Origin of the sequence: Massiliimalia timonensis, assembly GCF_900186585.1 — a bacterium.
Classification (GTDB): Bacteria; Bacillota; Clostridia; order Oscillospirales; family Ruminococcaceae; genus Massiliimalia; species Massiliimalia timonensis.
Genome location: NZ_FYDD01000002.1, coordinates 148,332 through 175,307, shown reverse-complemented (window position 1 = coordinate 175,307; position 26,976 = coordinate 148,332). Strand labels below are relative to the sequence as shown.

Here is a 26,976-nt window from a genome sequence, read left to right as displayed (position 1 = left end):
ATCCTATCTTTTAGTCAGAACCTTGTCGATCAAGCCATAATTGCAGGCTTCGTCTGCAGACATAAAGTTGTCACGGTCTGTATCCCGCTCAATTTTATCCAACGGCTGGCCGGTTGCCTCGGACAGCATTTTATTGAGCTTTTGTTTGGTCTTTAAAATCCAGTCCGCATGGATCTGGATGTCAGAGGCCTGCCCCTGAACACCGCCCAACGGCTGGTGGATCATGATCTCACTGTTCGGCAGGGCATAACGCTTGCCTTTAGCTCCGGCAGTCAGCAGGAAAGCCCCCATGGAAGCCGCCAAACCAACGCAGATGGTAGAAACATCGCAGCGGATCAGCTGCATAGTATCGTAAATTGCCATCCCCGCCGTGACAGAGCCGCCCGGGCTGTTGATATACAGGCTGATATCTTTGTCTGGGTCCTGGCTTTCCAAATACAAAAGCTGGGCTACTACCAGGCTGGCAGTCTGGTCATTCACTTCATCGCACAGCATGACGATGCGGTCGTTTAACAGGCGGGAATAGATGTCATAAGAGCGTTCCCCGCGGCTTGTTTGTTCTACTACATAAGGTACAAGTGCCATAATAACAAAATCCTTTCTTATTGATTATAATTTTGTGATAATCTACTCATAAAGTATTCATAAATCGCTTAGAAATAAAGGCAGCCTGCCTGAATATTCAGACAGGCTCCAGCCTCAAAAAATACTTATTTTACAGTAACCTTTGCGCTGTCTTTGATCAAATCGACCGCTTTGTTTACTGCCATATCTTTTCTGAATTCCTCATCTGGAATAAAGCCTTTGACCTTTTCTACCTCCATCTTGTAGTTTTCAGCCAGTTTTGCATATTCTGCTTCTACTGCTTCATCGTCTACTGTGATGTTTTCCAAGTCAACAATCTTTTCCAAAGCCAGACGGATCTTCACCTGTTTTTCAGCCTGTGCCGCAAAGGTCTTGCGGAAGGAATCCAGTTCCATGCCGGTGTATTTCAGGTAGGTTTCCAGATTCATTCCCTGCATCTGCAAACGGTATTCAAAGTCGCGGACCATGTCGTCGATCCGTACTTCATACATTTCTTCCGGAATTTCCCCAGTCATGTTTTCGATCACGGTATCGATCAATTTGTTTTCCACTTCGGTTTCCGCAGCTTTTTCATTTGCTTCCACCGCTTTTGTTCTCAGATCAGCCTTCAGCTCGTCCAGCGTGTCAAATTCGCTTGCGTCTTTCGCGAATTCATCATCAAGGATCGGCAGTTCTTTAAATTTGATTTCATGCAGCTTGCATTTGAATACGGCAGGTTTCCCTTTCAGATCGTCTACGTGGTAATCTTCCGGGAAGGAAACATTGACGTCAAACTCTTCCCCGATGGACTTGCCGACGATCTGATCTTCAAAGCCAGGGATAAACTGACCGGAGCCAAGTTCTAAGCTGAATTTTTCGGCTTTCCCGCCTTCAAACGCAACGTCGTCTACAAAGCCTTCAAAATCGAATACGACAGTATCGCCATTCTGTGCCGCACGGTCGTCGATGTCAACCATTCTAGCATGTTTTTCCTGCAGATTCTGCAGTTTTCTGTCGATTTCTTCGTCCGTTACTTCTTTTACTTCTTTTTCTACTTCAATGCCTTTATAGTCTTTTACTTCTACTTCCGGCTTCGTCACGCATTTTGCAACAAAGGTAAAGCCTTCTTCCTTGCTGACTTCGGTCACTTCCACTTCTGGACGCGCTACGATCTCCAGCCCGGATTCTGTCATTGCTTCCTGCAAAGCAGCCGGATACAGGTCGTTGATCGCATCTTCAAAAAATACAGCTTCACCGTACATTTTTTCCACGATCTTTCTTGGAGCATGACCTTTTCTAAAGCCCTGGATATCTATTTTTTTTACATTTTTACGGTATGCTTTTTCAATGGCCGCCTCAAATTTTTCAGCGTCAACCTTCACCACCAGCTCATAGCGGTTTGTAGCGACATTTTTTGTTTCTGCTAAACTCATTCTGGTTTCCTCCAACCTCTATTTTTACAACTTTCCCGCCATTTACGGGCATAGTATAACATCTGTATGATTATATCATAATTTCCACAGAATAGCTACTACTTTTTCAAAAAAATAGCGAAATTTACAATTTTTCTATCCCGCGCCCTTATAATATCTGAACGGGCGTGAAATTCACCTGATCGCAGGACACCAGCCTGAAATCGATCCCCTTGCGCTCCCCGTTGATCGCATACTGCGCAGACCTGCCGTGGATATGGCCGTAATAGCACTGCTTTACCCCATATTCCAGCAAAACCTCCAATATCTCCCAACACTCATTGCTGCCGTAAATGGGGGGATAATGTAAAAAGGCGATCGGAGGCTTGCCGATTTTTTTTCCGGCTTCCAAAGATAACCGAAGCCGGCCGGCTTCCCGGTTTAAGACCTTTTTATCCACGGCTTCTCCCTGTTCATTGATCCAGCCGCGCGTTCCGCAAAGGGAGTATCCGTCATATTCATAAGCGTTATTAAACAAGATGCGGATACTGTCAAATCCCTTTTGCTCCAAATACTGCTCCACCTTTGTTTTGGTGGAGAACCAGTAATCGTGGTTCCCTTTCATCAATATTTTTTTCCCGTTCAAACGGTGGATAAAGGAAAAGTCCGCGTCGCATTCTTCCAGACTCATCGCCCAGGAGATATCTCCCGCTACAACAACGGTGTCCTCCGGCTTTACGGTCTGGTTCCAAGCGGTTTTTATCAGTTCTATATAGTTTTCCCAGCCCGGGAAAATATCCATCGGTTTATCAGTCCCCAAGGACAAGTGAAGATCGCCAATGGTAAATAAGCTCATATCCAGCATCACCTCCTTGATTTTTTAAAAATTTTCCATGAATGGCCGCTCCGCTTTTCGGGATGATAATATCGTGAGGGCAAACGCCTTCGCAAGAATTGTAAAGGAGTGGAAATTCATGTCTGATCAAAACTGTCAGCAGCATTGCATCCGCGGCATCGCCTGCAATGTCGAAAACTGCATTCACAATAACCACCACTGCGGCTGCACCGCCAATAAGATCGAAGTGGGTCCTTCCTTCGCAACCACAGTCAACGATACGATCTGTCGTTCCTTTGAGGAACAGAAAAAGTCGTACTAGACTGCAATTCCCCCTGCCAAATCTGGCCGGGGGAATTTTTTTATGCCAAACCTAACATCGCTAAAACGACCTGCTCCATGTTTTCTTTCTTCACCGAACCGGTAAAGCGTACTTCTTTGTCCTTCAGATCGGCAAGCGCTTTCGGAATCTCCAGCTTAGACAGCTCTTCCAGCTGGTCAAGCTGTTCGTAATCGTCTTCTGCCGCTTGGCCTGCTACCGCACTTAAAACGCTTGGCGCGAATTTATAGGGGCTCGCGGTAGAAACAATGATCATCTTGCGGTCGTCTCCGGTTTCCTGTTTGTAATCCTGCGCCACCTTTACCGCAACGGCGGTGTGGGTATCGCACAGGTAGGAATACTGGTCAAAGATCTTTTTGATCGTTTCTTTGGTCTGTTCATCATCACAGCAACCGGCAAAAAAGCTTTCCGACAGCTTTTCCATTACATCGGCATCCACTGTGTACCGTCCGGTTTCACCCAACTGGCGGAACCATTCCGTGATTTTTTTGTCATCCCGTCCGCACAGATCATAAAGCAAACGCTCCAGATTGGAAGAGATCAAAATATCCATCGACGGGGAGATCGTGGTATGGAAATCACGGATTTTATTGTAAGTCCCGGTTTTGATAAAATCAGTCAGAACATTATTGGCATTGGAAGCACAGATCAGTTTTCCGATCGGCACGCCCATCTTTTTCGCATAGTACGCCGCCAGAATGTTGCCGAAGTTCCCGGTAGGCACTACCACGTTGACAAGGTCGCCCATAGCGATCTCTTCGTCTTTGACCAATTCGCAGTAGGTGGAGATATAGTACACGATCTGCGGCAGCAAACGTCCCCAGTTGATGGAGTTAGCAGAGGAGAACATCATATTGTTTTCCGCCAACTTTGCCACGATCTTCGGATCGGTAAAGATTTGCTTTACCCCGGTCTGCGCGTCGTCAAAATTCCCTTCGATCGCGCTGACTGCCACATTTTTCCCTTCCTGTGTGGTCATCTGGCGTTTCTGCATAGCGCTGACGCCGTCTTCCGGATAGAACACCAGGATCTGTGTATCCGGCACATCCTTAAAGCCCTCCAAAGCAGCTTTTCCGGTATCGCCGCTGGTCGCTACCAAAATGACGATCTTTTTCCCTTTAGCTACCTTTTTAGCGGAGGTCGTCAGCAGGTATGGCAAAATCTGCAGCGCCATATCTTTAAACGCACAGGTTGGTCCGTGCCACAATTCCAGCATATAAGTGCCGTCTAACAGACAGGACAATTCCGCAATGTGGTTGCTTTTAAACTTTTTATCCGTATAAGCGTTTTCCGCGCAGTAACGGATTTCAACATCGCTGAAATCGGTCAAAAACTTCGCCAAAATTACGATCGCGCGTTCTACATAGGATTTATCAATCAGCTGTTCAAAATCAGCGTCATTTAGTTTCGGCAATTCTTCCGGGACAAATAATCCGCCCTCCACAGAGATCCCCTGTGTGATCGCCTGCGCCGCGCTTACTTTCAGTTCACTGTTGCGGGTACTGTTATATAACATTTTCTTTCTTCCCCTTCCTCCTCAAATGCGGCGGAAAAATTCTGCGGCATTCTCGAAAAAGATTTTTTTCGTTAGGTTTCCTCCAAAATATTTTATCATACTTTGATATAGGTTTTCAAGCCCCATTATTTCCGGCAAAGCCTTTGGCATCGCGGCTCCGTCGAAATCACTGCCTAAGGAAAGGACCTGTTCTCCCCCGGCACACAAAATGTGTTCCGCATGCCGGATTAGTTCCTCTATCATGCACTCCTGTTCTCCGTTCACAAACAGCGGGTAAAAATTCAAGCCGATCAATCCGCCCCGTTCCGCGATACACCGGATCTGGTCGTCTGTCAAATTCCTTGGATGCGGGCAAACCGCCGCCGCATTCGAATGCGTGGCCACAAACGGCTTTTTGGAAACCCGTTCCACCCCATAAAAACCCTGCTGATTTAGGTGGGACACGTCAACAATGATCTGCTGTCGTTCTAATTCCTTTACCGTCTCTTTCCCAAGCGCGGTAAGCCCCTGGTCGCTACCCAGCACGCCGCTTGCCAGTTCATTGTCCCCGTTCCACGTCAGGGTAAAAAGGGCCACTCCCATCTCACGAAGCGTTTCGATCCGGGAAAGCTTTCCGGCGATGGCGGCGCCCCCTTCAACTGACAGCAGGGCGTTGCAGCAATGCTCCCGCAGTTCGTTTCCGGGTTCCCAAAGGCAAAGCCTTTGCGGGGATCCCTCCAAAAATTTTTGAAACAAACGCCGCTGTTCCCGACAGTGATGCCAAGCCGGTTCCCCGCGGTAACAGTCGTCGATCCAAAAGGCAAACGTCTGCACCCACTGTGGAAATGTGCATCCGCGCTCCAGATCAAGCTGAAGGGGGTTTCGTTCCAATTCGCAGCCCTGTTCCAAGCAGGCTGAAACGGTATCGCAGTGAAGATCAAATACTGCACGAATCTGTTCCATTGCATCTCCTCCTCATTCTGCTTATATGTCAGGGCGGTTCGTTTCATGCCGAAAAATCACCGGAGTGCCCTTTGCATTTTCCTATTGTCATTAATTACGGCAGGGCTAAAGGAACGCTTCTTCCCTTAGCCCCCACTGTCCTCTTCAAACGCGTTTTCCAGATACCGGATCAGCACCCGCCGGTCCTTGGTGAAATACACCTCGCAAACGTCAAACCGCGGCTGATATTCACAAGGATATTGTGCTAGATAAGCAAGCGCTGTACGGTGAAGCTTTTTTTGTTTCTGCGGCGTTACCGCATCCTGCGCCGCATACCGTGTGTCCTCGGCGCGCGCCTTGACTTCGACAAACGCCAAAGTCAATCCCTTTTGGGCAACGATGTCGATCTCCCCGTCGGGAATATGGTAGTTCCGGGTCAAGATCTGCCAGCCGTGCCGTTCCAAATATTTACAGGCAAGGTTCTCCCCTGCCGTTCCTACTTTTTTTCCGGGATTTCCTCCCCGTTTTTCTGCGCATAATACTTTTTTAAAAAGCTGTGCCGGTGCACCGGGCTTTCTCCAAACTCGTCCAGCTTTTGGTAATGAAGCTTCGTACCGTATCCCTTATGACGTTCAAATTCATATTCCGGGTACTGTTCCGCCACTTTCTGCATATAGTGGTCCCGCGCCACCTTGGCAAGGATGGAAGCCGCGGCAATGCTTGCCGATGTCGCGTCGCCCTTTACAATGCATTTGGTATGTACCGAAAGCCCCGGGTTTCGGTTCCCGTCCACCAGCGCTATTTGCGGACGCTGGGCTAAGCCCTCCACCGCGCGGCGCATCGCAAGGAAGGTCGCGTTGAGGATATTGTGTTCCTCAATCTCTTCTACGCTTGCGGTCGCAATGCAGTAAGAAACTGCTTTTTCCTGAATTTCCACAAAAAGGGCTTCCCGCTTTTTTTCAGTCAGCTTTTTGGAATCGTTCAGTCCGTCAATGGTACAATCCCGCGGTAAAATCACTGCCGCCGCATAAACGTCTCCGGCCAGCGGTCCCCGTCCGGCTTCGTCTACCCCGCACAGCACCTCGCATTCCTGCTCCCGGTCAAATAAAAACAAGTCGTTCATTCCGAAACCTCGCTTTTCGGCGGGCGGTCAAAGGTGATTTTTCCCAACTTCCCAGAGCGGTATTCGTCCATCACCGTGATCGCAGCCCGTTCTGTATTCACTTCGCCGCCGGACACCAGCATCCCGCGTTTCCTTCCCACCAGCTCCAGCAGTCCAAATTCGTCCAATTCCTGATAACCGGTGCCGGCCAGCTTATACCGTTCTTCGATCGTGTGCGGGTACTCCCTGCGCAGGTAACCCAAAAGACGCATGGCAAGCAGTTCAATGTCAATAACATCGTCTTTCACCGCGCCGGTAAAAGCAAGCTTTTCCCCCACTGCCGGGTCCTCAAATTTCGGCCACAGCACGCCGGGCATATCCAGCAGCTCCATGTCGGTGCCAATACTCACCCACTGCCGTCCGCGGGTCACTCCCGGGCGATCCTCCACCTTGGCGCGTTTAGAGCCTGCCATCCGGTTGATAAAGGAGGATTTTCCTACATTTGGGATGCCCACGATCATAATGCGGACCGCCCCGCCGACCAGCCCCTTTTTGCGGCGGCGCTTCATCACATCTGCCAGCAGTTCTTTGACCGCAGGCAAAAAGCGGTTTAGCCCTTTCCCGCTTCGGCAGTCGCAGGCAAGGGCAGTGATCCCCCGTTCGCGGTAATATTCCAGCCACTGCGCCGTAACAGCCGCATCGGCGGAATCTGCTTTATTTAATAAAATCATTCTGGGCTTATTCTGCACCCATTTATCCAATTCCGGGTTCCGGCTGCTCTGCGGGATTCGGGCGTCGGTGATCTCCAGCACCAGATCTACCAGCTTCAGGCTTTCCTGAATCAGCCGCCGGGTTTTTGCCATGTGTCCCGGAAACCACTGAATCGACGGTGTTTCTATCATGGTATTTTCTCCTTATCCTGTCTAAAAAAGTTTGAACGGATATAGCCTTAAAATCACTTTTCCAAAAATCTGTTCTTCCTCTACCAGCCCTACTTCCTGATACCGGCTGTCCAGTGAATCGCCGCGGTTGTCACCCATTACAAAATACTCTCCCTCCGGCACTGTGACCGGGAAAGAGATCATCCTGCTTCCGTTGTATGGCGGGGTCAGTGAGCTGACATACGGCTCGTCCAAAACCGTACCATCCACCGTGACTGTCCCTGTTTCAAAATCAATATCAACGGTCTGCCCACCGACAGCGATCACCCTCTTGATGATCGGGTCGTCATCTTTGCGGTGTATCACCACAATGTCCCCGGTATCCGCCTGGTAAAAGACTGGAGAGGTGATCAGCCGCTCCCCGTTATGCAGGGTATCTTTCATAGAATCCCCACTGACGACTACGACCCCGATCACAAAAATGAACAGGAAGATCATCACAGCCAGCGCGATCATCATAGATTCTATCCAATCGATCAGTTCCTGTTTCCAGCTCGTCTGTTTTTTTGTTTCGTCCATAAAATATTTTCCTCAACACAAAATCAGCAAAAAGAAAAAAGGACAGCCAAAAACTGTCCTTTCCTTGTCACTGTTAGCGAATTCTTTCTTTAACTTTTGCAGCTTTACCAACTCTGTCACGCAGATAGTACAGTTTGCTGCGGCGAACCTTACCGCTTCTTACCAGTTCAACCTTTTCAACGTTTGGTGAGTGGATCGGGAAAACCCTTTCGATCCCACAGCCGTGCGCAACGCGGCGTACGGTAAAGGTTTCGTGGATCCCGCCGTGTTTCTTGGCAATAACCGTTCCTTCAAAAATCTGGATTCTGGATTTGTCGCCTTCTTTGATTCTTACGTGAACTTTTACAGTGTCACCAATTTCCATGCTCGGCGCTTCTTCTTTCATGCTCTGAGAGCTGATCAATTTTAATGCGTCCATATTGTTCCTCCTAGTTTTCAGACATTCTTGCTTTTTATGTTCAGCAGAGGACTGCCCGCTTTAATGTTTCCAGTGTTACATTAATCCCCACCATAAAGGCGGCGAACCCTCTGACCCTGTGATCAGAGCACACTAAATGCTTATATACTATACCACAAAGCATCAAAAAAAGCAAGTCTTTTCCAAAATTTTTTCTTATTGCAAAAAGATTGAGAAAATTACGGTCACAAGCCCTGCCACACCGATGGCGGTCCCGCTCATAGCGCCCTCCACTTCGCCGATCGTCAGCGCCTTGGAGGTACCCATCACATGGCTGGAGGTTCCAATCGCCAAACCGGCGGCAACCGGATTTTTGATCCGGAACAGTTTAATTAAAGTTGGTGCCAGCATTGCACCGATAATCCCGGTGATCACCACCGCCGCCACCGTGATTGAAACGATCCCGCCGTGCTGTTCTGCAATTCCCACCGCAATAGGCGTGGTGGTCGATTTGGGCAGCAGCGCCGCCGTTACCTTTTCATCAAGTCGGAACAGCCTGCAAAGCCCGTACACGCTTGCCATGGATACCAGCGAGCCTACAACTGTTCCCGCAATCACCGGAATCAGGTTCTTCTTTAGAATATCCATCTGCCGGTAAATAGACACCGCCAGCACCGCAGTGGCAGGCCCTAAAAACATGGCGATTATATCGCCGCCCTGATTATAGCTTTCTATTGGAATCCCCAAAAGCTGAATCGTGGCAATTACAAGCGCAATCGCAATCAAAAGAGGGTTTGCAATCGCCAGCCCCACTTTCCGGTGAATCCAGTGTCCCGCCAGATAGGCCGCCGCGCTCAAAAAAACCGCGAATAACGGGGAAGCATAGATTTCCTGCAGCAAATCATTCATGTTCCTTCCCCCTGTCCATCAGCCGTGTTACCAATATCACCGTTCCTGCCGTTGCGGCAAAGGTGATGATCGTAGTGACAAAGCAGATAATCAAAAACGGGACGATCACCGACTTCAGCACCCCATAATGTTCAATAATCGACACCCCGGCCGGGATAAAGAAAAACGCCATGTTCTTCAGCAGAAAATCCGCCTTTTCCCGGATATGTTCTTCACGCAAGGCACCGCACAGCAAGCATAAAAATAAAAGCACCATACTCCACACGCTGGCAGGTATTGGCAGGGGGACCAGCATCTCCAGCACTTCGCCCACCAAGCAAACGCCGAACACCACCGCGATCTGCAATAACAGCTTCATTTCATTTCCTTCTTCCTTTTGAAAACGGGCAGAAAAAAACCGGCTGTGATACAACCGGTTCTTTCCTATCCAAACCAAACGGTCTGGGATTATTATATCATACGACAGGTTTCGTGCCTAGTGATAACCTGCACAAAATTTATTCTGACATAAACCAAGGTTTCAGCAAAAGCAAGATCATTCGGCAAGGTAGTTTTCCGCCTCCCGAAGCATTTTTTTGTCTACATTCGCCTCTACTAAGGTTCCCTCTGCTTCATACTGCTCGGAAAAGATCTTCCCTGTCCGGCGCAGGCGGTCCAAAAAAGCCCCGTCCCGGTACGGTATCCGCAGCCTCATGCGGCGGGTGCCTGCCCGCAGAACCTCGCAAATCATCTTTAACAGTTCGTCGATCCCGCGGTTTTCCTTAGCGGAGATAAACACGCTCTTTTCGCTGATGGTCAGCATGCTCTGAAACTGGTACAGATCCGTTTTGTTAAACACGGTCAGCACCGGCGTTTCCCCGCATCCCAAGTCCTGAAGCAGGCTTTTGGTCACTTCCAGCTGCTCCGCCGAATCCGGGGAAGAAATATCGCAGACATTTAAGATCAGATCGGCGTTTGCGGCCTCCTCTAACGTAGAGCGGAACGCCTCCACCAGTTGGTGCGGCAGGCGGCGGATCAAGCCTACCGTGTCGATCAGCACCGCGGTTTGTCCATCCGGCAGGCGCAGTTCCCGTGCGGTTGGGTCCAGCGTAGCGAACAACTGGTTTTTTGCCAGCACCCCCGCGTCGGTCAGCAGGTTGAGCAGGGTAGATTTCCCCACATTGGTATATCCTACGATTGCGATGGTAGTAACGTCATTTTTCTTCCTGCGCTGGCGCACCCGTTCCCGGCGCTGGGCAAGGCTGTTCAGCTCTTCCTGAAGCGAGTCGATCCTGCGCCGGATATGCCGCCGGTCTGTTTCCAGCTTGGTTTCCCCCGGGCCTCTGGTACCGATCCCGCCCCCCTGGCGGGACAGCTCCGTTCCCAGCCCGGTCAGTCTGGGTAGCATGTATTTTTGCTGTGCCAGCTCCACCTGTAGTTTTCCTTCTCGGGACAGGGCGCGCTGTGCAAAAATATCTAAAATCAGCATGGTGCGGTCAATGACCCGAATATCCAGCGCCTGCTCGATATTCCGGATCTGCGCACCGCTTAATTCGTCGTCAAAAATCGCGAGTTCCGCCTTTGTTTGCCCGCACAGCTCCCGCACCTCTTTGAGCTTTCCCGGACCAATATAGGTCGCTTTATTGGGAACCGGCAGGTTTTGCAGTACCGTTCCCACCGTTTGGGCGCCGGCTGTTTTCGCCAGTTCCTCCAATTCCCGCATGGATTCCTCCGCGTCATATGCTCCGGTATCCACGCCAACTAATACTGTGCGCTGCAGCGCCTCTTCTGTATGATACAGCTCAACCGCCTCCATTCATTCCCATCATGTTTCTGCAACACAAAGCATAGCATGTTTGCGGCAATCTTGCAACTGCCTGTTTAAAAGGAAAGCCAGTCCTTTAATTTTTCAATCAGCTCTACTGTCGCGAATTCGATCTGGTAATCGTCCGAATTTTCGATGATCTCAGTCTGGGAGGCAGTAAAGGTTTCTTCCAAAGCTTCCTTTGGCTGCGCGGCTGGAAGGCACATCATCGGATACAGCACACACCACCAGTTATGCCCCTTGGCTTCCCCGATCGTGATGCGCACCGCGTCGTACTGTCCCGCCGGCAGGGTAAAATCCTCGTAAACACGGGTATCGAAAAACATGTTCACACATTCCGCTTTCACCGGGTAGGAATATCCCTGTCCCTCGATCTCCTGCCGGGCGATCTCTTCAATTTGCGCTAAATGCTCCTTGACAGAATCCTCTGCTTCCGTTTTGGAGCCCAATGTTTCAAACAGTTCCCCGCTCTCTTCCAAAATACGGTCCCGGACCGCAAGCTTTAACTGCTGATCCTCCTCGGAATCCGAATTGGCGAGAATATGTAGCCGAAGAACCTGCTCCCGTATCTCCCCGCAGTCGGAAGCGAACCCCATCATAAACTGCGCTGAAATTGCGATCACCAGCCCGACCGCCATTGCCTTAAACCACTTGCCCATATCGTTTGGCCTCACTTTCCAGAAATACTTTCTGTGGAAAGTATGGACCAGATTTTTCCAATTATTCAATCACCGGGCCATGAGAGATTGGTTTGCACAAAAAACATTCCTCGTACCGTTGTGAAAGCCTTCTTTCACAGGCATAGGCTTTCCCCCGGTCAGTGAACACCCCAAATACCGCCGATCCGCTGCCGGTCATCAACGCTCCCTTTGCCCCGCAGCTTGTCATGATATTTTGAATCGCTTCTACCTCCTTGAGCGGGCAGACACGTGCAAGTGCGTTGTACATCTGCGCGCAGGCTCCCGCTGCATCCCGGTCTTCGATCGCCTTGACCATTGCCGTGATGTCTAGGCACGGCCCAATCTCCGCACGGTCAAACTCGGAAAACGCGCGCTGGGTGCTGATGCCGCCTTTGGGCTTTGCAACGACAAAATCACAATCCGGGAAATCGGCAATCGGCGTGATGATCTCTCCAATCCCCTCTACCACAGCCGTGCCCCCAGTCAGACAAAACGGCAGGTCCGCGCCCACCGTTTTCCCGATCCCGCACAGCTCCGGCAAAGACAGCCCCGTTTGGTACAGCTCGTTTAGCGCCGTCAATGTGCCGGCTCCATCCGCTGAACCGCCGGCCATCCCGGCCTGCTGGGGGATCACCTTGTCAAGCCGAATCTCCACACCGCGTTCTTCGATCCCGCAGTGTTGAAAAAACGCCTCTGCCGCCGCATACGCGATGTTCCGTTCATCGCACGGGACCGATTCCAGACCGCAGGACAAGGAAATCTTCCCGGTATCGTTTTTTCGGATCCGGATCGTATCATACAGGTCAATCGCCTGCATTACCATCTTCATCAAGTGGTACCCGTTTTCTGTTTTCCCGGTAATATCCAAAGCCAGATTCAGCTTTGCCGGTGCCTTTACTGTAACCTGATCCATCGTTTTCCCCTCTATCAGTGGTCAAATAATTTAGTCCGTTTAATGTCGATCGCCTTGACTGGGCACATTTCATGGCAGCAGAAGCAGTGGATGCATCTCTGGTAGGAGATGACTGCTTTTTTGTCCTGAATCCGGATCGTCTTGGCAGGACAGCTCTGCGCGCATTTTCCGCAGCCAATACAGTCCCTTTTACGGATCACCGGGCGAGATGTAAAAAACCGGTTCACAAATTTTTTCGTAACCCCGCGCAAGGGCGCCGGTACCTGTCCCATAAAATCTACGCCCTTATCCTGCGGAATGGCAAAGGGCTTGGCCTGCGGTACGTCTCCTATAATATCCAGCTTTTGAAGATCGCCGCAGCACAGCCTGCGGTCGATCGCGCTTTTTACCATACAGATCTTCTGCGGGTCCGCCCCAATAACATGGCACAAAAATAAATCTAGATCATAAAGCTGGTCGGACGCTGCGATCATGTGGAGCTCCCGTTTGTCCCCGCCGGAGGGGCCGTCCCCCTCCATGGCGTGCACCCCGTCTACCAGCGCAAAGCCGGGACGCACTGTTTCGCACAAATCTATAAGCATATCCCCAAACAATTCCTTCTCCGGAAAACGCCAGTGAAATTCCGGCTTTGTCAGCCCGGGGATACAGCCGAACAGGTTTTTCACTGCCCCGCTCAACCCAGTCATTGCGTGGGTCTTCAGCTTGGCTATGTCGATGATAAAATCCGCCTCGCACACCGGCTGGATCAGCGGGAATGATTTTACCAGCTTGTTTTCTTCCCTGCGCACTTCCCGCGAATCGGTCGTAAAATTCAAGTTTACCTGCTGCCTTTGGCAGACCTCCGTCATTCCGGAGACGTCATAAATCCCTTTTAACGCCTGCGCTGTATACAAGCCCCCGGGACTGTCCGCCACGGTGATATTGTGAATCCCCGCCTCCTTCAGATAACAGATCACCGCTTCTACCAAGCTGGGATGCGTTGTCGTAAATTCTTCCGGACGGCGCTTCATCAGCAGGTTCGGCTTAATTAAAACCCGCATCTCGGGAGTAATACGCCCTGCAATGTGAAATTGTTCCAAATGAAACGCAACATCCCTTTGCACCTGTTTTAATTCGTAAGTCGGTGTATGGGTGACTGTGATCATCGACATGTTGAATCTCCTTTTTTCTTTTGTTCTTCCCTGACCCATTCCACCAGCGGCAAAATTATTTTTCTGTCTGTAAAATCAACGGCTTTGCCATAGGTGGCGATCATCTGTCGGTCTTCTTCCCGCAGGCCGGCAGGATCCCTTTTGTGGAGGGAAGAAAACAGCATCGTCATCATCGCCTTGTGCACCGCACTTAAACGAGAATAGTCGATCCCGCCCCGAAAATGGAACATCGTAATCTGCTTTTGCATTTCGGGTGTCAGCACCCGCTTTAACCCATTGCGGATATGAGAGATGTTCTCCGGGTCATTGGGGTCCGCCAACCCGCAGGTAAACAGAACCCATTTGGTATGAGGAAACCTTTTAAAGCCCTTTGTCAGCAGATCAATCCCACTGACGCCGCCTGCGTACAGCCCGCCGCCAAAAATAACAAGGTCATATTCTTCCAACTGTTTTAGGTTTATCTTTTTCCTCTCGGAGAGTCCGCACTCCAATGCTTTGGCGATCCACTGTGCATATTTCTTGGCAGAACCGTACTTAGACTGGTATACTACCAGTATCTTTCCCATAACAAGCCTCCCTCTATTTCCATATGATTTGAAAAAATGACTTTCTGTTTCCACAAAAAGCCATTCTCTCTGGTTATAGTGTTTCTAAAAACTTGCGGATACGTTCTACCGCCTCTAAAATATGGTTGACAGAGTATGAGTACGAAACACGGATAAACCCTTCCCCGCTGTTTCCAAACGCAGTTCCCGGCACCACTGCGACCTTCTGGCTGAACAGCAGCTTTTCGCAGAACTCTTCCGAAGTAAGCCCGGTGCTTTTGATACACGGGAAAATATAAAACGCGCCCTCCGGTTCAAAGGTAGGCAGCCCCAGACGGTTGAACTCATTGACGATCAAACGTCGGCGCATGTTGTATTCCGTCGCCATCTTTTCGATACTTTCATCCCCATTCCGCAACGCTTCCACCGCAGCGTACTGGCTGGTAGTAGGGGCGCACATGATCGCAAACTGGTGGATCTTCACCATCTGCTTGATCACCGGCGCGGGGCCTGCCGCGTAGCCCAGCCGCCAGCCGGTCATGGCATAGGCTTTAGAAAAGCCGTTTACCACAACCGTCCGCTCTTTCATCCCCTCGATCGAAGCAATCGAAACATGTTTCCCATTATAGGTCAATTCCGCATAAATTTCGTCGGACAGCACCATGATATTGCGTTCCCGCAGCACCTCGGCAATCTCTTCCAGATGCTCTTTGCGCATAACCCCGCCGGTTGGGTTATTCGGGTAAGGCAGAACCAGCACCTTGGTTTTATCTGTAACTTTTTCCAGCAGTTCTTCTTTTGTTAGCCGGAATTGGTTTTCCGCTTTGGTTTCAATCGGCACCGGCACCCCGCCGATCATTTCTACCAGCGGCGTGTAGCAAACAAAGCTAGGTTCCGGGATCAGTACTTCTTCGCCCGGGTCCACCAAGGCGCGCAAGCACAGGTCGATCGCTTCCGACCCGCCCACGGTCACAAACACATCGCTTTTCGGCTCATAGGAAAGCCCAAAGCGGCGTTCTAAATAACGGCAGATCTCTGTCCGCAGCTCCATAAGCCCCGCATTCGCAGAATACCATGTCTTTCCGCGTTCCAAGGTGCGGATCCCCTCTGCACGGATCGCAAACGGCGTTTTAAAATCCGGTTCGCCGACCCCCAGCGAGATCACCCCCTCCATTTCATTGGCAATGTCAAAAAATTTCCGAATACCGGAGGGCTTGACCTGCTGAACTCTTTTCGACAATATAGTTTGATAGTCCATCACGGAAATCAGACACTCCTCTCGTCCAGTTCAGTATGATCGATCAGTACCCCATGCTCCTTATAGCGTTTCAGCAAAAAGTGGGTTGCTGTAGATACGACCGAATCCAGCGTAGACAAACGCTTTGCAACAAACATGGCAATGTCCTTAAAGTTTGTACCTGTCACGATGACTGCAAGGTCATACCCGCCGGACATCAAATAAACATCCTTTACCTCGTCATAAGCGGCCACTCGGGTCGCGATCTCTTCAAAGCCATGGTCGCGCTGCGGGGTAACTCTCAGTTCAATGTACGCCTCTACATACTCCTTATCCAGACGCTCCTGGTCTACTACCGCCGTATATCCGATCAAGATCCCTTCCGCTTCATACCGGCTGATTTGCTGAGCTACATCTTCTTCCGTTGTGCCGAGCATTACGGCAAGCTGTGCATTGGTCAGGCGCGAATTTTCTTCCAGCAGTCGAATTAACTGATTCATTCTGATGACCTCCTCGATCTATCATAAAGCTTTTCCAAGTATATGTGATGATGCTTTATTATAGCAAACTATCCGCATTTAAGCAAGTTCTTTACAGTTTGATCAACACCGGGCGCCGTTTTTCAAAATAAGTCAGTTTAGAAAATCCCGCTTTCTGCAAAATGCGGTACCCCTCTTTGATCCCGCTGCCAACATCTTCTACACGGTGCGCATCGGAGCCGATGGTCACAAACTCTCCGCCCAGTTCCCGGAACCGCTTCAGGTATTTCTCCGGGGGCAAAGTCTGGCCGATCTTCTGCCGTAGGCCAGAGGTATTCACCTCCAACGCCTTTCCTGACTGCGCCAACGCGCGGAGCACCTCGTCGATCTGATCGTCAAAACTGCTTAAGGAAAAGGGGACTCCCTGTTCTACTAAATAACGGAACGGGTAAGTGATGTGGGCCAACGTGTCAAACTTCCCCCACACAACGGTCCGCAGCATCTCTTCAAAATAGGCCGACAGCAGACGGTCTATCTCCACTTTGGACATCTCCCGGTAGTTTAAATAGTAAAAATCCGGATGCCCCGATATGCTGTGCAGCGAACCAATCACCATATCGTAGGGGCGGGCCAGGATCTGTTCCGCAACGGGCAGATCCTGCAAAGGCTGCCCCAGTTCGATCCCGTTCAGCACCTTTACGGGGAAATCCGGATGCGCTTCTTTCCACGCCGATACCCCTAAAAAGGCTTCTTCGGTATCCTCCCATGCACGTGATTTGTCAAATTCCAGACAAGTAGGCTCCTGATCCGCCGTATCAGCACAGTGATCGCAGTGGTCGGTCACCGCATATACCGATATACCCAGCCGGAGTGCCTGCCGGCACATCTGCTCCAGCGGCGTTGTGGAGTCAAAAGAAAAAGCCGTATGGGTATGACAGTCTACTAAAATTCGTGGATTCATCTTGCCTTTCTCCTTTATTTCAAAGCACGTTTCGGGAGAAAAACCGAAACGCTGTTTTCTCCCGTCGGGTTTTGTGATATAATAGCCCCATAGCGTGAGCCAAAGCCGTGTAAAACAAACTTTCGCGCGCCATACGGCACTGTTGTTTTTATTGATTTCCTATCAAAAGGGGGATGCGCCATGCAATATATTTTTCTTCACGGTTTAGGGCAAACTGCGGAAAGCTGGGAGCAAATGCTTCAAACGATCCATACAAAAGAACCCCTCGCCTGCCCCTCCCTATCCGATTGGCTGCACGGTGAGCTGGCATCTTATGACATATTATATCAAAATTTTGAAAACTACTGCGACAGCATCACAGGGCCGGTCGGCCTGTGCGGGCTGTCCTTAGGCGGCGTCCTTGCACTGCAATATGGGATCGAACACCCGGAAAAGGTCCATTCACTGACCTTGATCGGCACGCAATACCGCATGCCAAAACGCCTGCTAAAAGCTCAGAACCTCATATTTCGTTTGATGCCTGACAAGGCGTTTTCCGGTATGGGGCTTGGAAAACAGGGATTCATCCGACTTTCCCATTCCATGCTGGAGCTGGATTTTCAAAATAGACTGGGCCAGCTTGCCTGCCCTGTCCTGATTATCTGCGGGGAAAAAGACCGCGCCAACAAGCTGGCCTCCTTTCAGCTCAAAGAGCAGATCCACGGTGCGGAACTAGTGGTCCTCCCGCATTCGGGCCATGAGGCAAACCTTGACGCGCCTGAAAATCTTGCCCTGATCTTAAGCGCCTTTTTCCGCAAGCACGACCCCGGCTTTTAACAGGGCTGTCATGCCAAAGCCTTTCCCCAAAGGCTAGATCATTTTTATTATACCTATTTTTCGTCAGCTTGTCACACAAAATTCTGCCTATATTTTCCGCGGCCTCCCATTTTTATTTGTGAAATATTCTATTCTTCCCCGCCTTTTAAAAGGCGGTTAGATATGATATAATGAAATCACTGGTCACCACGCCCGTAAAAAAGGGCGATCAAAACATGAATTTCTGCCGAGGAGAGAGAAAAAATGAAAGCAGTAATTACCGTTATCGGAAAAGATACCGTTGGCATCCTGTCAAAGGTGAGCACAGTTTGCGCGGAATACGGCGCCAATATCATTGATGTAAACCAAACCGTTATGCAGGACCTGTTCGCTATGGTCATGCTGGTGGAAACCGACCGCCTGACTGTTGACTTGAGCGTCATGAGAAGCGCACTGGAAGCTTTGGGACAGGAAAACAACCTTCAGATCCATGTCATGCATGAAGATATTTTTAACAGCATGCACCGAATCTAGGCGTTAGGAGGAACCTCATGTTAAATACCAATGATATCTTAGAAACGATCCAGATGATCCAGGAGGAAAATCTGGACATCCGTACGATCACCATGGGAATCTCCCTGCTCGATTGCATTGACAGCAACATCGACCGCGCCTGTGAAAAAATCTATCAGAAGATCATGAAAAAAGCGGGGAACCTTGTAAAAACCGGGGAAGAAATCGAAAAAAAATACGGCATCCCGATCATCAATAAACGGATCTCCGTGACGCCGATCGCGATCGTGGCCGCCGCCTGCCCGGGAGAAGACCCGGTAAAATTCGCCTTAACGCTGGAGCGCGCTGCAAACGACTGCGGCGTCAACTTCATCGGCGGATATTCCGCACTGGTGCAGAAAGGCTTTTCCGCCGGAGATAAAGAATTGATCGAGTCTATCCCCCGCGCGCTGAGTGTTACCGATCATGTCTGCTCTTCGGTCAACATCGGCTCCACCAAAACGGGGATCAATCTGGACGCCTGCAAGCTGATGGGGCAGATCGTCAAACAGGCCAGCGAGCTGACCGCTGACCGCAACTGTATCGGCAGCGCGAAACTGGTGGTGTTCTGCAACGCCCCAGAGGATAACCCGTTCATGGCAGGGGCTTTCCACGGCGTTGGGGAACCCGACTGCATCATCAATGTCGGCGTATCCGGGCCTGGCGTAGTCCGGGCCGCGCTGGCAAAAGCTCCCGAGGCAAACATCACAGAAATCGCAGACATCATCAAAAAGACTGCCTTTAAAATCACCCGTATGGGGCAACTTGTCGGCACAGAAGCTGGAACAATGCTGGGCGTTCCTTTTGGGATCGTGGACCTGTCCCTTGCGCCGACCCCTGCGGTGGGCGACTCTGTAGCGCATATCCTGGAAGAGATCGGTCTGGAAAAATGCGGTACCCACGGTACCACCGCCACTCTTGCCATGCTCAACGACGCGGTGAAAAAGGGCGGCGTTATGGCTTCCTCCAAGGTCGGCGGATTGTCCGGCGCATTTATCCCGGTCACCGAGGACGCCGGTATGATCGACGCCGCACGCTGCGGCTCTTTAAGCCTGGAAAAGTTAGAAGCGATGACTGCGGTCTGCTCTGTGGGGCTTGATATGATCGTTGTCCCCGGCGATACCCCGTCCGACACCATCGCCGCCATCATCGCTGACGAAGCGGCGATCGGCATGGTCAACTCCAAAACCACCGCTGTCCGCCTGATCCCCGCTATCGGGAAGAAGATGGGCGAGGAGTTAGATTTCGGTGGTTTACTGGGATACGGCCCAATCATGAAGATCAATCCGAATTCTTCCTCAAAATTCATTAGCCGCGGAGGACAGATCCCGGCTCCGATGCAAAGCCTGAAAAACTAAATGACATGAAAAATCCCTGCTGTGAACTGGTTCACAGCAGGGATTTATTATTTCATGATCAGTTCGTGGTCTTCCGGCAGTACAAAGGGCAGTTTTTTCGGTTTATCCAAATACCAGTATGCAACAGAAGTATAATCGTCATATCTGGGGCCTGTCCAGCCCAGATTATCCATCGTCATTTTAAAGCTTTTTTCAAAGTAGACCGCATCCGCAACATGCCACCGGTACAGCAAAAACCTTTTCTGTGCGTTATACATTTCGTTTGTATCCCCTAATATCGCGTATAACCCCGCATACAGGCCGCTGAACGGCTGGTATTTTTTCAATTGAATATCGTTCCCAAACCCATAGGAACCGCAGAAGTAATCTTCTGTTCCCGTGTAGTTCAGTGACGGGTATTCCTCCCCGTCAAGGTATATCTTGGCTTCTCCTTCTACCCAGCAGGTGTTATGCCCGTTCACCCCGACCGAAAGCGTCATGCCGATAAAACGGCCTTTTCCTTCTATGTGGTCAGCTACCACATAGCTTCTCCCTTTCTGTACCGGGTGCTCCTGACGGTAAGCGGCATGAAAATAGGAGATGTTTTCCGGCAGAGCGCCCCGCCAGCCGGTGATCATATAAAATAAATACTGCGGTTCGCTACTCCTGTTTTCTATCGTGATCCGGCAGTGCTTTTGAAAGGGCATCTCAAAATAGCTGTTATACCCTCTTCCGGGTGCCACCAGCATCATACTGGAATTCAAAACCGGATACCGGCCTTCGGCATCGGCAAAATTCTCATCATATCCGCATCCGAAAAATGCGGAGATCGGCGCTTCCACACTGGGAAAATCAGAACCCTCCCAGTAGATCCGCAGAATAAAGGAATGACCGATATATCCTGTAAACCACAGGTGGGTGATCATCCCCGGCCCGTCAACCTCGCACAGGGTCACAGTATCCCCTTCCTTTACCAAAAGACAGGGATTCAATTTTTCGCAGTCCTTTCCGCGGGTCCCGCCATTTCTTGTTCCAGTTGGATTTTCCGCAGAAAAAGCAAAGGTGGAACGATCCTTTAATTGATACATAGTTATTTCTCCATTTCTTAACAAATTATTATTCCAGCAAAGCTACCTATGTGCTATAAAGTGGTGGTGAGCCCTCCCAAAAATCCAAACCATTCCTCAAACAACTGAGAAATACTGGTCGGAAGCAGTACATAAACAGTATGCAGTACCTCCTGATACAGGACGATATAAACGATCGTTACTCCTGCTGTTGCCAAAAGGCCTAAAATCCAAAACACCAGCGCCACAACCGCCGTTGTTTTTCCTTTTCCCTCCCGTTTTTTGGCAAGGTGGAATCCGGCAATAATCAAAATCAGCCCCAGCACCAAAAACAATAGGTTGTAAACGGAAAGGCAGCTTCCCAACAAGCTGACCACGCCGAAAAACATTGCCCAGTTCGATGCCCGGTTCACCTCTGAAACCGGAGCGCTGCACCCTTTGCAGACAATATCCGTCCGTTTCACCCTTGCGCCGCAATAGCCGCACCTCATTTAACTCCCTCTTTCTTTTTGATTTGTCAAGATTTTTACATCAGCGGAGAGAACACCCGCAACAGTGCCCGCAGGATCCTGACCGGCAGTTTTACCTTTTCACAATCATTTTCTGTGATCTCCTCAGAAAGCTGCTGTGTCTGCAAAAAGTCATTGCGCACATCCAGCACCGTAGATGCACGGAATAAAAAGACCCCACATTCAAAGTGCAGGTAAAAGCTGCGAAAATCAAAATTCGTGGTCCCAACGATCGCATAAGTATCATCCGAAACGATCGTTTTCGCATGGATAAAGCCCGGCGTGTATTCATAAATCTTCACCCCGGCCCGCACCAATTCCGCATAATTGGCTCTGGTCACCGCATGCACATACCATTTATCCGGAATATGCGGCGTGATGATCCTCACGTCGATCCCGCTTTGCGCAGCCAGACAGAGTGCAGTCGTCATTTCGTGATCCAAAATCAGGTAAGGCGTCTGGATATACACATATTCCTTCGCATTATTGATAATGTTCATATAGGTATTTTCTCCAATCAGGTCCGAGTCGATCGGAGAATCCCCAAAAGGCTGCACAAACCCATCGGTCGGATAGGACTTCGTGGGCTTATAGGCTTCAAAGTCAATGTCATTTTCTGAAAGGGTATTTCCCCACATCTGCAAAAACAGGATCGTCAGCGACCAAACTGCATCCCCTTTGAGCATAATAGAGGTGTCCTTCCAATGCCCATGCTTTTCGTAGGCGTTGATGTATTCATCCGCCAGATTGATCCCCCCGGTAAAGCCCACATTCCCATCAATGATACAAATTTTCCGATGGTCCCGGTAATTCATGAAAACATCCAGCGACGGACGGAATCGGTTAAACACCCGGCATTCAATCCCCACGTTTTCCATTTGCTCCCGAAAGTCATCCGGCAGGGTTTGGATCGAGCCTAAGTCATCATACAGCAGGCGCACCTCCACCCCTGCGCTGATCCGCTCTTTCAGCACTTCCAGAATACTATCCCACATCAATCCCTTTTCGATGATAAAATATTCTAAGAAGATGTAGTGCTGCGCTTTTTTTAGTTCTTCCAGCATATACTCCCATTTCACTTCGCCTGGGGTGAGTAGTTTGGTGTAAGTGTTTTGGAACACCGGGGCAAAGGCCTTTTGGGTAATATAATAGCTCTGCTTATAGGCGATCGGGTCTAGTTTTTTCAGTTCTTCACTAACCTGCTTCGGCTGGTTTTCGATCACCTCACGCGCTTTTAAATAAATAATTTCCATATAACGGCGGATCTTGCGCGAGATATTTCGGTTACCGAACATCAAATAAAATAGACCGCCTAACACCGGCACCAACAGAATCGGGATCAGCCATGCGATCTTATACATCGGATTGCCCGGTTTAGAAACAAGGTAGATCACGATCAGCAAAGACAGCACTTCCAGTCCTATCATGACATAGCTGAAATATTCTGCCAAAAAGATCATGCCCAGCACAAACACCGCCAGTTGTACCACGATCAGTACGGCAAAAACGACCATTCGGCTCGTTAAAAGCTTAAACATTTTTTTGATCATCTAAAAACCCTCTTTATCTCCGCTTTTTACAAGATTCGATTGCTTATTCAATATTATATCATAAAAATAAAAAATGAAAAGCCCTGCATTCCTATTCCGGCAAATTGGTTGATTTTTCTGGCGTTTATTGCTATAATGAAAAATCGGTAACCGGCTTAATTTTAAAATTGGGGGAAATAAAAATGCTCTTAGCAGTAGATATCGGGAATACCAATATGGAGTTCGGCGTGTTCGATCAGGAACAACTGAAAGCAAGCTTTCGTTTAGCAACGCATCACGACGTTACCTCTGACGAGCTTGGCTTGTCGATCCGGCAATTCTTTTTGATCCACGAGATCCTTCCCGAAACGATCGAAGACGTCTTGATCTCCTCGGTGGTCCCGCAGGTCGTTTATTCGGTAAAAAACGCCATGCGCAAATATTTGTCGATCGAACCGCTGATCGTACAGGAAAATTTTTCTATCCCGATCGTGAACAAATATGACAACCCCTCCGAAGTGGGCGCCGACCGCCTAGTAAACGCCTATGCCGGCTTTCGGAAATACGGCGGCGGCATCGTAGTTGTAGATTTTGGAACTGCTACCAATTTTGACGTGATCGATCAGGAGGGCGCTTATCTGGGCGGCGTCTTGTATCCGGGCATTAAAATCTCCTTGGAGGCTCTGGTACAAAGGACTTCCAAACTGCCTAAAGTAGAGATCGAAGCACCGGGGCGTATGATCGGGACCAACACAGCGATGAGCATGCAGTCTGGGATCGTGTACGGATATACCGGCGCAGTGGTGCGGATCATTGAAAATATCAGCAAAGAGCTGGGATACCAGCCGAAAGTTATCGCCACCGGCGGGCTGGCCCGTGTGATCGGTGAGCAAACCGATATTTTCTCTTACATTGACCGTTCCCTCACGTTAGACGGTCTTTGCCTTATTTACCGGGACTATCAAGCAGGGAAACAATAACTATTTGTATAAAACTTTAAAAATATACACCCCTTGCAGACTTTAATGTCAGCAAGGGGTGTGTTTTATGAAAGTTGGATCATTTCTTTTGTCCCGCTTCGGTCCACTGTGACCATTTGACGGTCTTCCCGGATGCTGACTTTCTGCAAGCCCTCCTGGTCATATGACAGTACTACACGCCGAAGATAGACATTCCCCTCTTCCGCCACATAATCAAGCGTCAGTGTTCCTTCCAGGATCTCGGCAGAAACCAGTTTCCCTCCATCCGGCAGTGATCCCGCCAAGGCCTCCAGCACCACCTCATTCGAAATCTCGCCGTCCTGGTTTTTATCCTCCAGCAGCTTCTGGACAACCGCAGTTCCGGAAGTATCCTGTAGCCCATATTTTTCATATTCCAAAAATTCCTGCGCGGAAATCGACTCTGTTTTCACCGATTGTCCATGCACAGTTGAAACAACAAAGATAATCCCCGCAATAACGACTGCCGCAAAAAACACTGCTAAAGCTGGGGTAAGGTACCGTTTCATCCTTCCTCGCTTTCTGCTTCCATCAGGCTTTCGATCATCTTGATCGGATCGGTCATGATCCGGATCGCCCGGCAATGGTTCTGGATCGAAACTTCTGTATAAGAGCCTCCAAATTCGCCGTCTAACGTCCAAGATACCTCTTCATCACAGACGATCTTCAGTTCCGACGCCCGGAAAGTGGTGATAAAATCCTGATTGATCTCCTTTTGCAGGAGCGCACTGATGATGATCTGCATCTCGATCGGGTTTTTCGGCGCTTTGATCAGGGACACTTCAAACTCCCCGTCATCCAGCTTGACCCCTTTTCCACGGTATCCTTTGAATCCTCCCACCGAAGTAGAGTTGGTGATCAGCCCAAAAATAAAATCGTCTTCTAAAACCTTGTCCTGATAGCATACCGTCATATGGTAGGATTTTAAATTGTAAAGCTGCTTGGCCCCCTCCAGCACATACGCTGTCTTTCCCAAAATATTTTTAAAATGCTGCGGGGTTTGATAGGCTACATCTGTAAAGATCCCAAAAGCTGCAACATAGGAAAAATATTTGTCGTTAAATCCCCCAATGTCACAGTCAAAGGGCATCCCCTCTACGATCAGGTGGGCCGCTTTCCGAAGGTCGCGCGGGATATGGAGGCTTGCCGCGAAATCATTGACCGTGCCCGAAGGGATATAACCCAGCACGGGACGCCGGCCTGTTTTCATCAGCCCGCTGACTACCTCATTCACCGTACCGTCACCGCCACTGAATACGATCATATCATACTCTCCGGACTTTTGCTCCACCATATGCAGCGCATCTTCCCTCTCCTGTGTGGGATGGACCGTGACCTCGTAATGGTTTTTTACAAAAAGGTCAATGATCTCTGAGATCTTATTTTTGATCTGCGCCTTTCCAGAATGTGGATTATAGATAAAAAACAGTTTTTTCTGTCGGGTTTCCATCAGCCGGGAGCCTCCTTACCATGTGCTTTTTTTCATCATATCACATGCGGAATGTAAAATCTATCATTAACTTGTAAAAAATATTCTTCCCCAAAATCTTTCTTTACCCAAAAATAAGCGCCTAAATATATTAGGCGCTTATTTTTTAGTTCATTTCACTGAGCAATTTCTCCACACTGGCCAGACGAACGCACAGGCAGAACAGCTCCATCGCCTGATCCAGCTCGGAAACAGACGGATAGGTGGGCGCGATCCGGATATTGCGGTCTCGCGGGTCTTTCCCATAAGGATAGGTTGCCCCAGCTCCAGTCATCACGGCTCCCGCCTCTTTGCACAGGCCAACGACCCGTTTCGCACAGCCGTCCATGGTGTCAAGGGAAATAAAGTATCCCCCGTTCGGCGCGTGCCATTCGGCAATTTCAAGCGGTTTGATCTCTTCGTCCAATTTCTTTAATACCGCATTGAACTTCGGTTCCAAAATCTCCCGGTGCTTTTGCATGTGTGCTTTCACGCCATCTATATTTTTAAAATATTTGACATGGCGCAGCTGCTTGATCTTATCGAACCCGATCGTCTGGATCGACATCTGCTGTTTTACAAAGTCAAGGTTATGTTTTGTTGCAGCCATGGCCGCGATCCCAGCACCCGGAAAGCTGATTTTTGACATAGAGGCGAAAATGAATACACGGTCTTCCGTTCCCTGCTTTTTGCACGCATCCATCAAGTTCATCAGCCGGTCTGGCGTATCGGTCAAGTGATGAACGCAATAAGCGTTATCCCAAATGATCTTAAAGTCCGGCGCCGCAGTTTTCATCGAAGCAAAACGGGCGACTGTTTCATCGGAATAGGTGATTCCCTGTGGGTTGGAATACATCGGCACACACCAAATAAACTTGATGCTTTCATCTTCCGCCGCCAGTTTTTCCACCAGATCCATGTCCGGGCCGGCCGGGGTCATTGGAACGTTGATCATTTCAATGCCAAATAATTCGCTGATTGCAAAATGCCGGTCATATCCCGGCACCGGGCATAAGCATTTTACTGTTTTCTCGTCTTTCCACGGGCGCGGGGAGTCTACAAAACCAAACTGCATCGCCCTGACGATCGTATCATACATCATATTCAGGCTGGAGTTTCCGCCAATGATGACCTCATCCGGGCTGACCTCCAGAATTTCGGCATATAATTCCTTCGCTTCCGGAATCCCATCCAGCAAGCCGTAGTTTCTAGCGTCCAGACCATCTTCGCAGGCTAAAACATCCTGGCTGGTCAGTACATCCAGCATGCCCATAGATAGGTCCAGCTGGTTCGGCGCAGGTTTTCCGCGGGACATATCCAGCTTTAAACCACGGCCTTGAAATTCTTTATATGCGCTTTGAAGAACAGCCTGCTCCTTTAGCAGTTCCTCTTTTGTCATCTTCTGATACGGAATCATAAAATTGCCTCCTGAATATTGATTTGCTGTAAACTTATCCCAAAGTGGGTCGTTTTTAATTGTACTATATTCTATGCG

31 protein-coding genes are annotated in these 26,976 nt (G+C 49.6%); 5 read left to right on the top strand and 26 right to left on the bottom strand.

The annotated features are described in order from the left end of the window. Positions 1-3: 3 nt before the first annotated feature. The 3 genes from clpP to CIB36_RS00920 form a co-directional block, all read right to left on the bottom strand. Positions 4-585: an ATP-dependent Clp endopeptidase proteolytic subunit ClpP gene (clpP, locus tag CIB36_RS00930; protein WP_093987748.1), complete on the bottom strand. Its 582-nt coding sequence runs from the start codon at positions 583-585 to the stop codon at positions 4-6. Between the two features lie 125 nt (positions 586-710). Next, entirely contained in the window at positions 711-1,997 is a 1,287-nt protein-coding gene (gene tig, locus CIB36_RS00925; protein ID WP_093987747.1) for a trigger factor, read from the bottom strand. Positions 1,998-2,145: 148 nt separating this feature from the next. Beyond that, a complete protein-coding gene (locus tag CIB36_RS00920; protein WP_093987746.1) occupies positions 2,146-2,832 on the bottom strand; it encodes a metallophosphoesterase in 687 nt (228 codons plus the stop codon). A 118-nt stretch (positions 2,833-2,950) separates the two neighbouring features. On the opposite strand from CIB36_RS00920, the gene CIB36_RS00915 reads away from it, so the two are divergent. Continuing rightward, positions 2,951-3,133, top strand: a complete 183-nt coding sequence (locus tag CIB36_RS00915) for a DUF1540 domain-containing protein (protein WP_158662531.1) — start codon at positions 2,951-2,953, stop codon at positions 3,131-3,133. Positions 3,134-3,173: 40 nt separating this feature from the next. Here the strand turns inward: CIB36_RS00915 and thrC are convergent, their stop codons facing one another. From thrC to CIB36_RS00830, 17 genes are all read right to left on the bottom strand, one after another. Further along, on the bottom strand, positions 3,174-4,667 hold the full coding sequence (thrC, locus tag CIB36_RS00910; RefSeq protein ID WP_093987744.1) for a threonine synthase: 1,494 nt from the start codon (positions 4,665-4,667) through the stop codon (positions 3,174-3,176). A gap of 21 nt (positions 4,668-4,688) precedes the next feature. Continuing rightward, positions 4,689-5,609 (bottom strand): dipeptidase, encoded by a 921-nt coding sequence (locus CIB36_RS00905; RefSeq protein WP_093987743.1) that lies wholly within the window; start codon positions 5,607-5,609, stop codon positions 4,689-4,691. A gap of 125 nt (positions 5,610-5,734) precedes the next feature. Beyond that, the gene (locus tag CIB36_RS00900) at positions 5,735-6,052 is read right to left on the bottom strand and encodes a YraN family protein (protein WP_093987742.1); all 318 of its coding nucleotides are present in this window, start codon (positions 6,050-6,052) and stop codon (positions 5,735-5,737) included. A gap of 32 nt (positions 6,053-6,084) precedes the next feature. Continuing rightward, positions 6,085-6,711, bottom strand: a complete 627-nt coding sequence (rnhB, locus tag CIB36_RS00895; RefSeq protein WP_093987741.1) for a ribonuclease HII — start codon at positions 6,709-6,711, stop codon at positions 6,085-6,087. Further along, the gene (ylqF, locus tag CIB36_RS00890) at positions 6,708-7,592 is read right to left on the bottom strand and encodes a ribosome biogenesis GTPase YlqF (protein ID WP_093987740.1); all 885 of its coding nucleotides are present in this window, start codon (positions 7,590-7,592) and stop codon (positions 6,708-6,710) included. The genes rnhB and ylqF overlap by 4 nt, the downstream gene beginning before the upstream one ends. 21 nt (positions 7,593-7,613) lie before the next feature. After that, on the bottom strand, positions 7,614-8,150 hold the full coding sequence (gene lepB, locus CIB36_RS00885; RefSeq protein WP_093987739.1) for a signal peptidase I: 537 nt from the start codon (positions 8,148-8,150) through the stop codon (positions 7,614-7,616). A 73-nt stretch (positions 8,151-8,223) separates the two neighbouring features. Further along, the gene (rplS, locus tag CIB36_RS00880) at positions 8,224-8,568 is read right to left on the bottom strand and encodes a 50S ribosomal protein L19 (protein ID WP_093987738.1); all 345 of its coding nucleotides are present in this window, start codon (positions 8,566-8,568) and stop codon (positions 8,224-8,226) included. Positions 8,569-8,763: 195 nt separating this feature from the next. Next, the gene (locus CIB36_RS00875; RefSeq protein WP_407657439.1) at positions 8,764-9,456 is read right to left on the bottom strand and encodes an LrgB family protein; all 693 of its coding nucleotides are present in this window, start codon (positions 9,454-9,456) and stop codon (positions 8,764-8,766) included. Then, the gene (locus tag CIB36_RS00870) at positions 9,449-9,814 is read right to left on the bottom strand and encodes a CidA/LrgA family protein (RefSeq protein WP_093987939.1); all 366 of its coding nucleotides are present in this window, start codon (positions 9,812-9,814) and stop codon (positions 9,449-9,451) included. Before CIB36_RS00870 ends, CIB36_RS00875 begins: the two co-directional genes overlap by 8 nt. A 177-nt stretch (positions 9,815-9,991) precedes the next feature. Further along, positions 9,992-11,251 (bottom strand): GTPase HflX, encoded by a 1,260-nt coding sequence (gene hflX, locus CIB36_RS00865; RefSeq protein ID WP_093987737.1) that lies wholly within the window; start codon positions 11,249-11,251, stop codon positions 9,992-9,994. 65 nt (positions 11,252-11,316) lie between these two features. Next, positions 11,317-11,919, bottom strand: coding sequence for a stage II sporulation protein R (gene spoIIR, locus CIB36_RS00860; RefSeq protein WP_093987736.1), 603 nt, complete (start codon positions 11,917-11,919; stop codon positions 11,317-11,319). A 61-nt stretch (positions 11,920-11,980) separates the two neighbouring features. Then, positions 11,981-12,853 carry a 4-(cytidine 5'-diphospho)-2-C-methyl-D-erythritol kinase gene (ispE, locus tag CIB36_RS00855; protein WP_093987735.1) on the bottom strand — a complete coding sequence of 291 codons (873 nt, stop codon included), beginning with the start codon at positions 12,851-12,853 and terminating at the stop codon, positions 11,981-11,983. Positions 12,854-12,867: 14 nt separating this feature from the next. After that, a complete protein-coding gene (locus CIB36_RS00850; protein ID WP_158662530.1) occupies positions 12,868-14,004 on the bottom strand; it encodes a DUF362 domain-containing protein in 1,137 nt (378 codons plus the stop codon). Then, entirely contained in the window at positions 13,995-14,570 is a 576-nt protein-coding gene (locus tag CIB36_RS00845) for a flavodoxin domain-containing protein (RefSeq protein WP_093987733.1), read from the bottom strand. The genes CIB36_RS00850 and CIB36_RS00845 overlap by 10 nt, the downstream gene beginning before the upstream one ends. Positions 14,571-14,643: 73 nt before the next feature. Beyond that, entirely contained in the window at positions 14,644-15,807 is a 1,164-nt protein-coding gene (locus tag CIB36_RS00840) for an aminotransferase class I/II-fold pyridoxal phosphate-dependent enzyme (RefSeq protein ID WP_093987732.1), read from the bottom strand. 8 nt (positions 15,808-15,815) lie between these two features. Beyond that, positions 15,816-16,286 (bottom strand): Lrp/AsnC family transcriptional regulator, encoded by a 471-nt coding sequence (locus CIB36_RS00835; RefSeq protein WP_093987731.1) that lies wholly within the window; start codon positions 16,284-16,286, stop codon positions 15,816-15,818. Between the two features lie 91 nt (positions 16,287-16,377). Beyond that, positions 16,378-17,226 carry a histidinol-phosphatase HisJ family protein gene (locus CIB36_RS00830; RefSeq protein ID WP_093987730.1) on the bottom strand — a complete coding sequence of 283 codons (849 nt, stop codon included), beginning with the start codon at positions 17,224-17,226 and terminating at the stop codon, positions 16,378-16,380. A gap of 180 nt (positions 17,227-17,406) precedes the next feature. On the opposite strand from CIB36_RS00830, the gene CIB36_RS00825 reads away from it, so the two are divergent. From CIB36_RS00825 to CIB36_RS00815, 3 genes are all read left to right on the top strand, one after another. After that, positions 17,407-18,042: an alpha/beta fold hydrolase gene (locus CIB36_RS00825; protein WP_093987729.1), complete on the top strand. Its 636-nt coding sequence runs from the start codon at positions 17,407-17,409 to the stop codon at positions 18,040-18,042. Between the two features lie 243 nt (positions 18,043-18,285). Next, positions 18,286-18,555, top strand: coding sequence for an ACT domain-containing protein (locus CIB36_RS00820; protein ID WP_093987728.1), 270 nt, complete (start codon positions 18,286-18,288; stop codon positions 18,553-18,555). Positions 18,556-18,572: 17 nt separating this feature from the next. Further along, on the top strand, positions 18,573-19,931 hold the full coding sequence (locus CIB36_RS00815; protein WP_093987727.1) for a PFL family protein: 1,359 nt from the start codon (positions 18,573-18,575) through the stop codon (positions 19,929-19,931). A gap of 47 nt (positions 19,932-19,978) precedes the next feature. Here the strand turns inward: CIB36_RS00815 and CIB36_RS00810 are convergent, their stop codons facing one another. From CIB36_RS00810 to cls, 3 genes are read right to left on the bottom strand one after another with little or no spacing between them, the layout of a single operon-like run. Continuing rightward, positions 19,979-20,998, bottom strand: coding sequence for a glycoside hydrolase family 172 protein (locus tag CIB36_RS00810; protein ID WP_093987726.1), 1,020 nt, complete (start codon positions 20,996-20,998; stop codon positions 19,979-19,981). A gap of 53 nt (positions 20,999-21,051) precedes the next feature. Then, positions 21,052-21,468, bottom strand: coding sequence for a hypothetical protein (locus CIB36_RS00805; protein WP_093987725.1), 417 nt, complete (start codon positions 21,466-21,468; stop codon positions 21,052-21,054). A gap of 35 nt (positions 21,469-21,503) precedes the next feature. Beyond that, positions 21,504-23,036 (bottom strand): cardiolipin synthase, encoded by a 1,533-nt coding sequence (gene cls / locus CIB36_RS00800; protein WP_207739083.1) that lies wholly within the window; start codon positions 23,034-23,036, stop codon positions 21,504-21,506. A 182-nt stretch (positions 23,037-23,218) separates the two neighbouring features. Here cls and CIB36_RS00795 point away from each other — a divergent pair, with 182 nt between their 5' ends. Further along, positions 23,219-23,995, top strand: a complete 777-nt coding sequence (locus CIB36_RS00795) for a type III pantothenate kinase (RefSeq protein WP_093987937.1) — start codon at positions 23,219-23,221, stop codon at positions 23,993-23,995. A gap of 65 nt (positions 23,996-24,060) precedes the next feature. On the opposite strand, the gene CIB36_RS00790 is transcribed toward CIB36_RS00795, so the two are convergent. From CIB36_RS00790 to CIB36_RS00780, 3 genes are all read right to left on the bottom strand, one after another. Then, positions 24,061-24,522 carry a hypothetical protein gene (locus CIB36_RS00790; RefSeq protein WP_093987724.1) on the bottom strand — a complete coding sequence of 154 codons (462 nt, stop codon included), beginning with the start codon at positions 24,520-24,522 and terminating at the stop codon, positions 24,061-24,063. Continuing rightward, positions 24,519-25,463 carry a diacylglycerol/lipid kinase family protein gene (locus CIB36_RS00785; protein ID WP_093987723.1) on the bottom strand — a complete coding sequence of 315 codons (945 nt, stop codon included), beginning with the start codon at positions 25,461-25,463 and terminating at the stop codon, positions 24,519-24,521. Before CIB36_RS00785 ends, CIB36_RS00790 begins: the two co-directional genes overlap by 4 nt. A 145-nt stretch (positions 25,464-25,608) precedes the next feature. After that, the gene (locus CIB36_RS00780) at positions 25,609-26,898 is read right to left on the bottom strand and encodes a PLP-dependent aminotransferase family protein (protein ID WP_093987722.1); all 1,290 of its coding nucleotides are present in this window, start codon (positions 26,896-26,898) and stop codon (positions 25,609-25,611) included. Between the last annotated feature and the right edge of the window lie 78 nt (positions 26,899-26,976).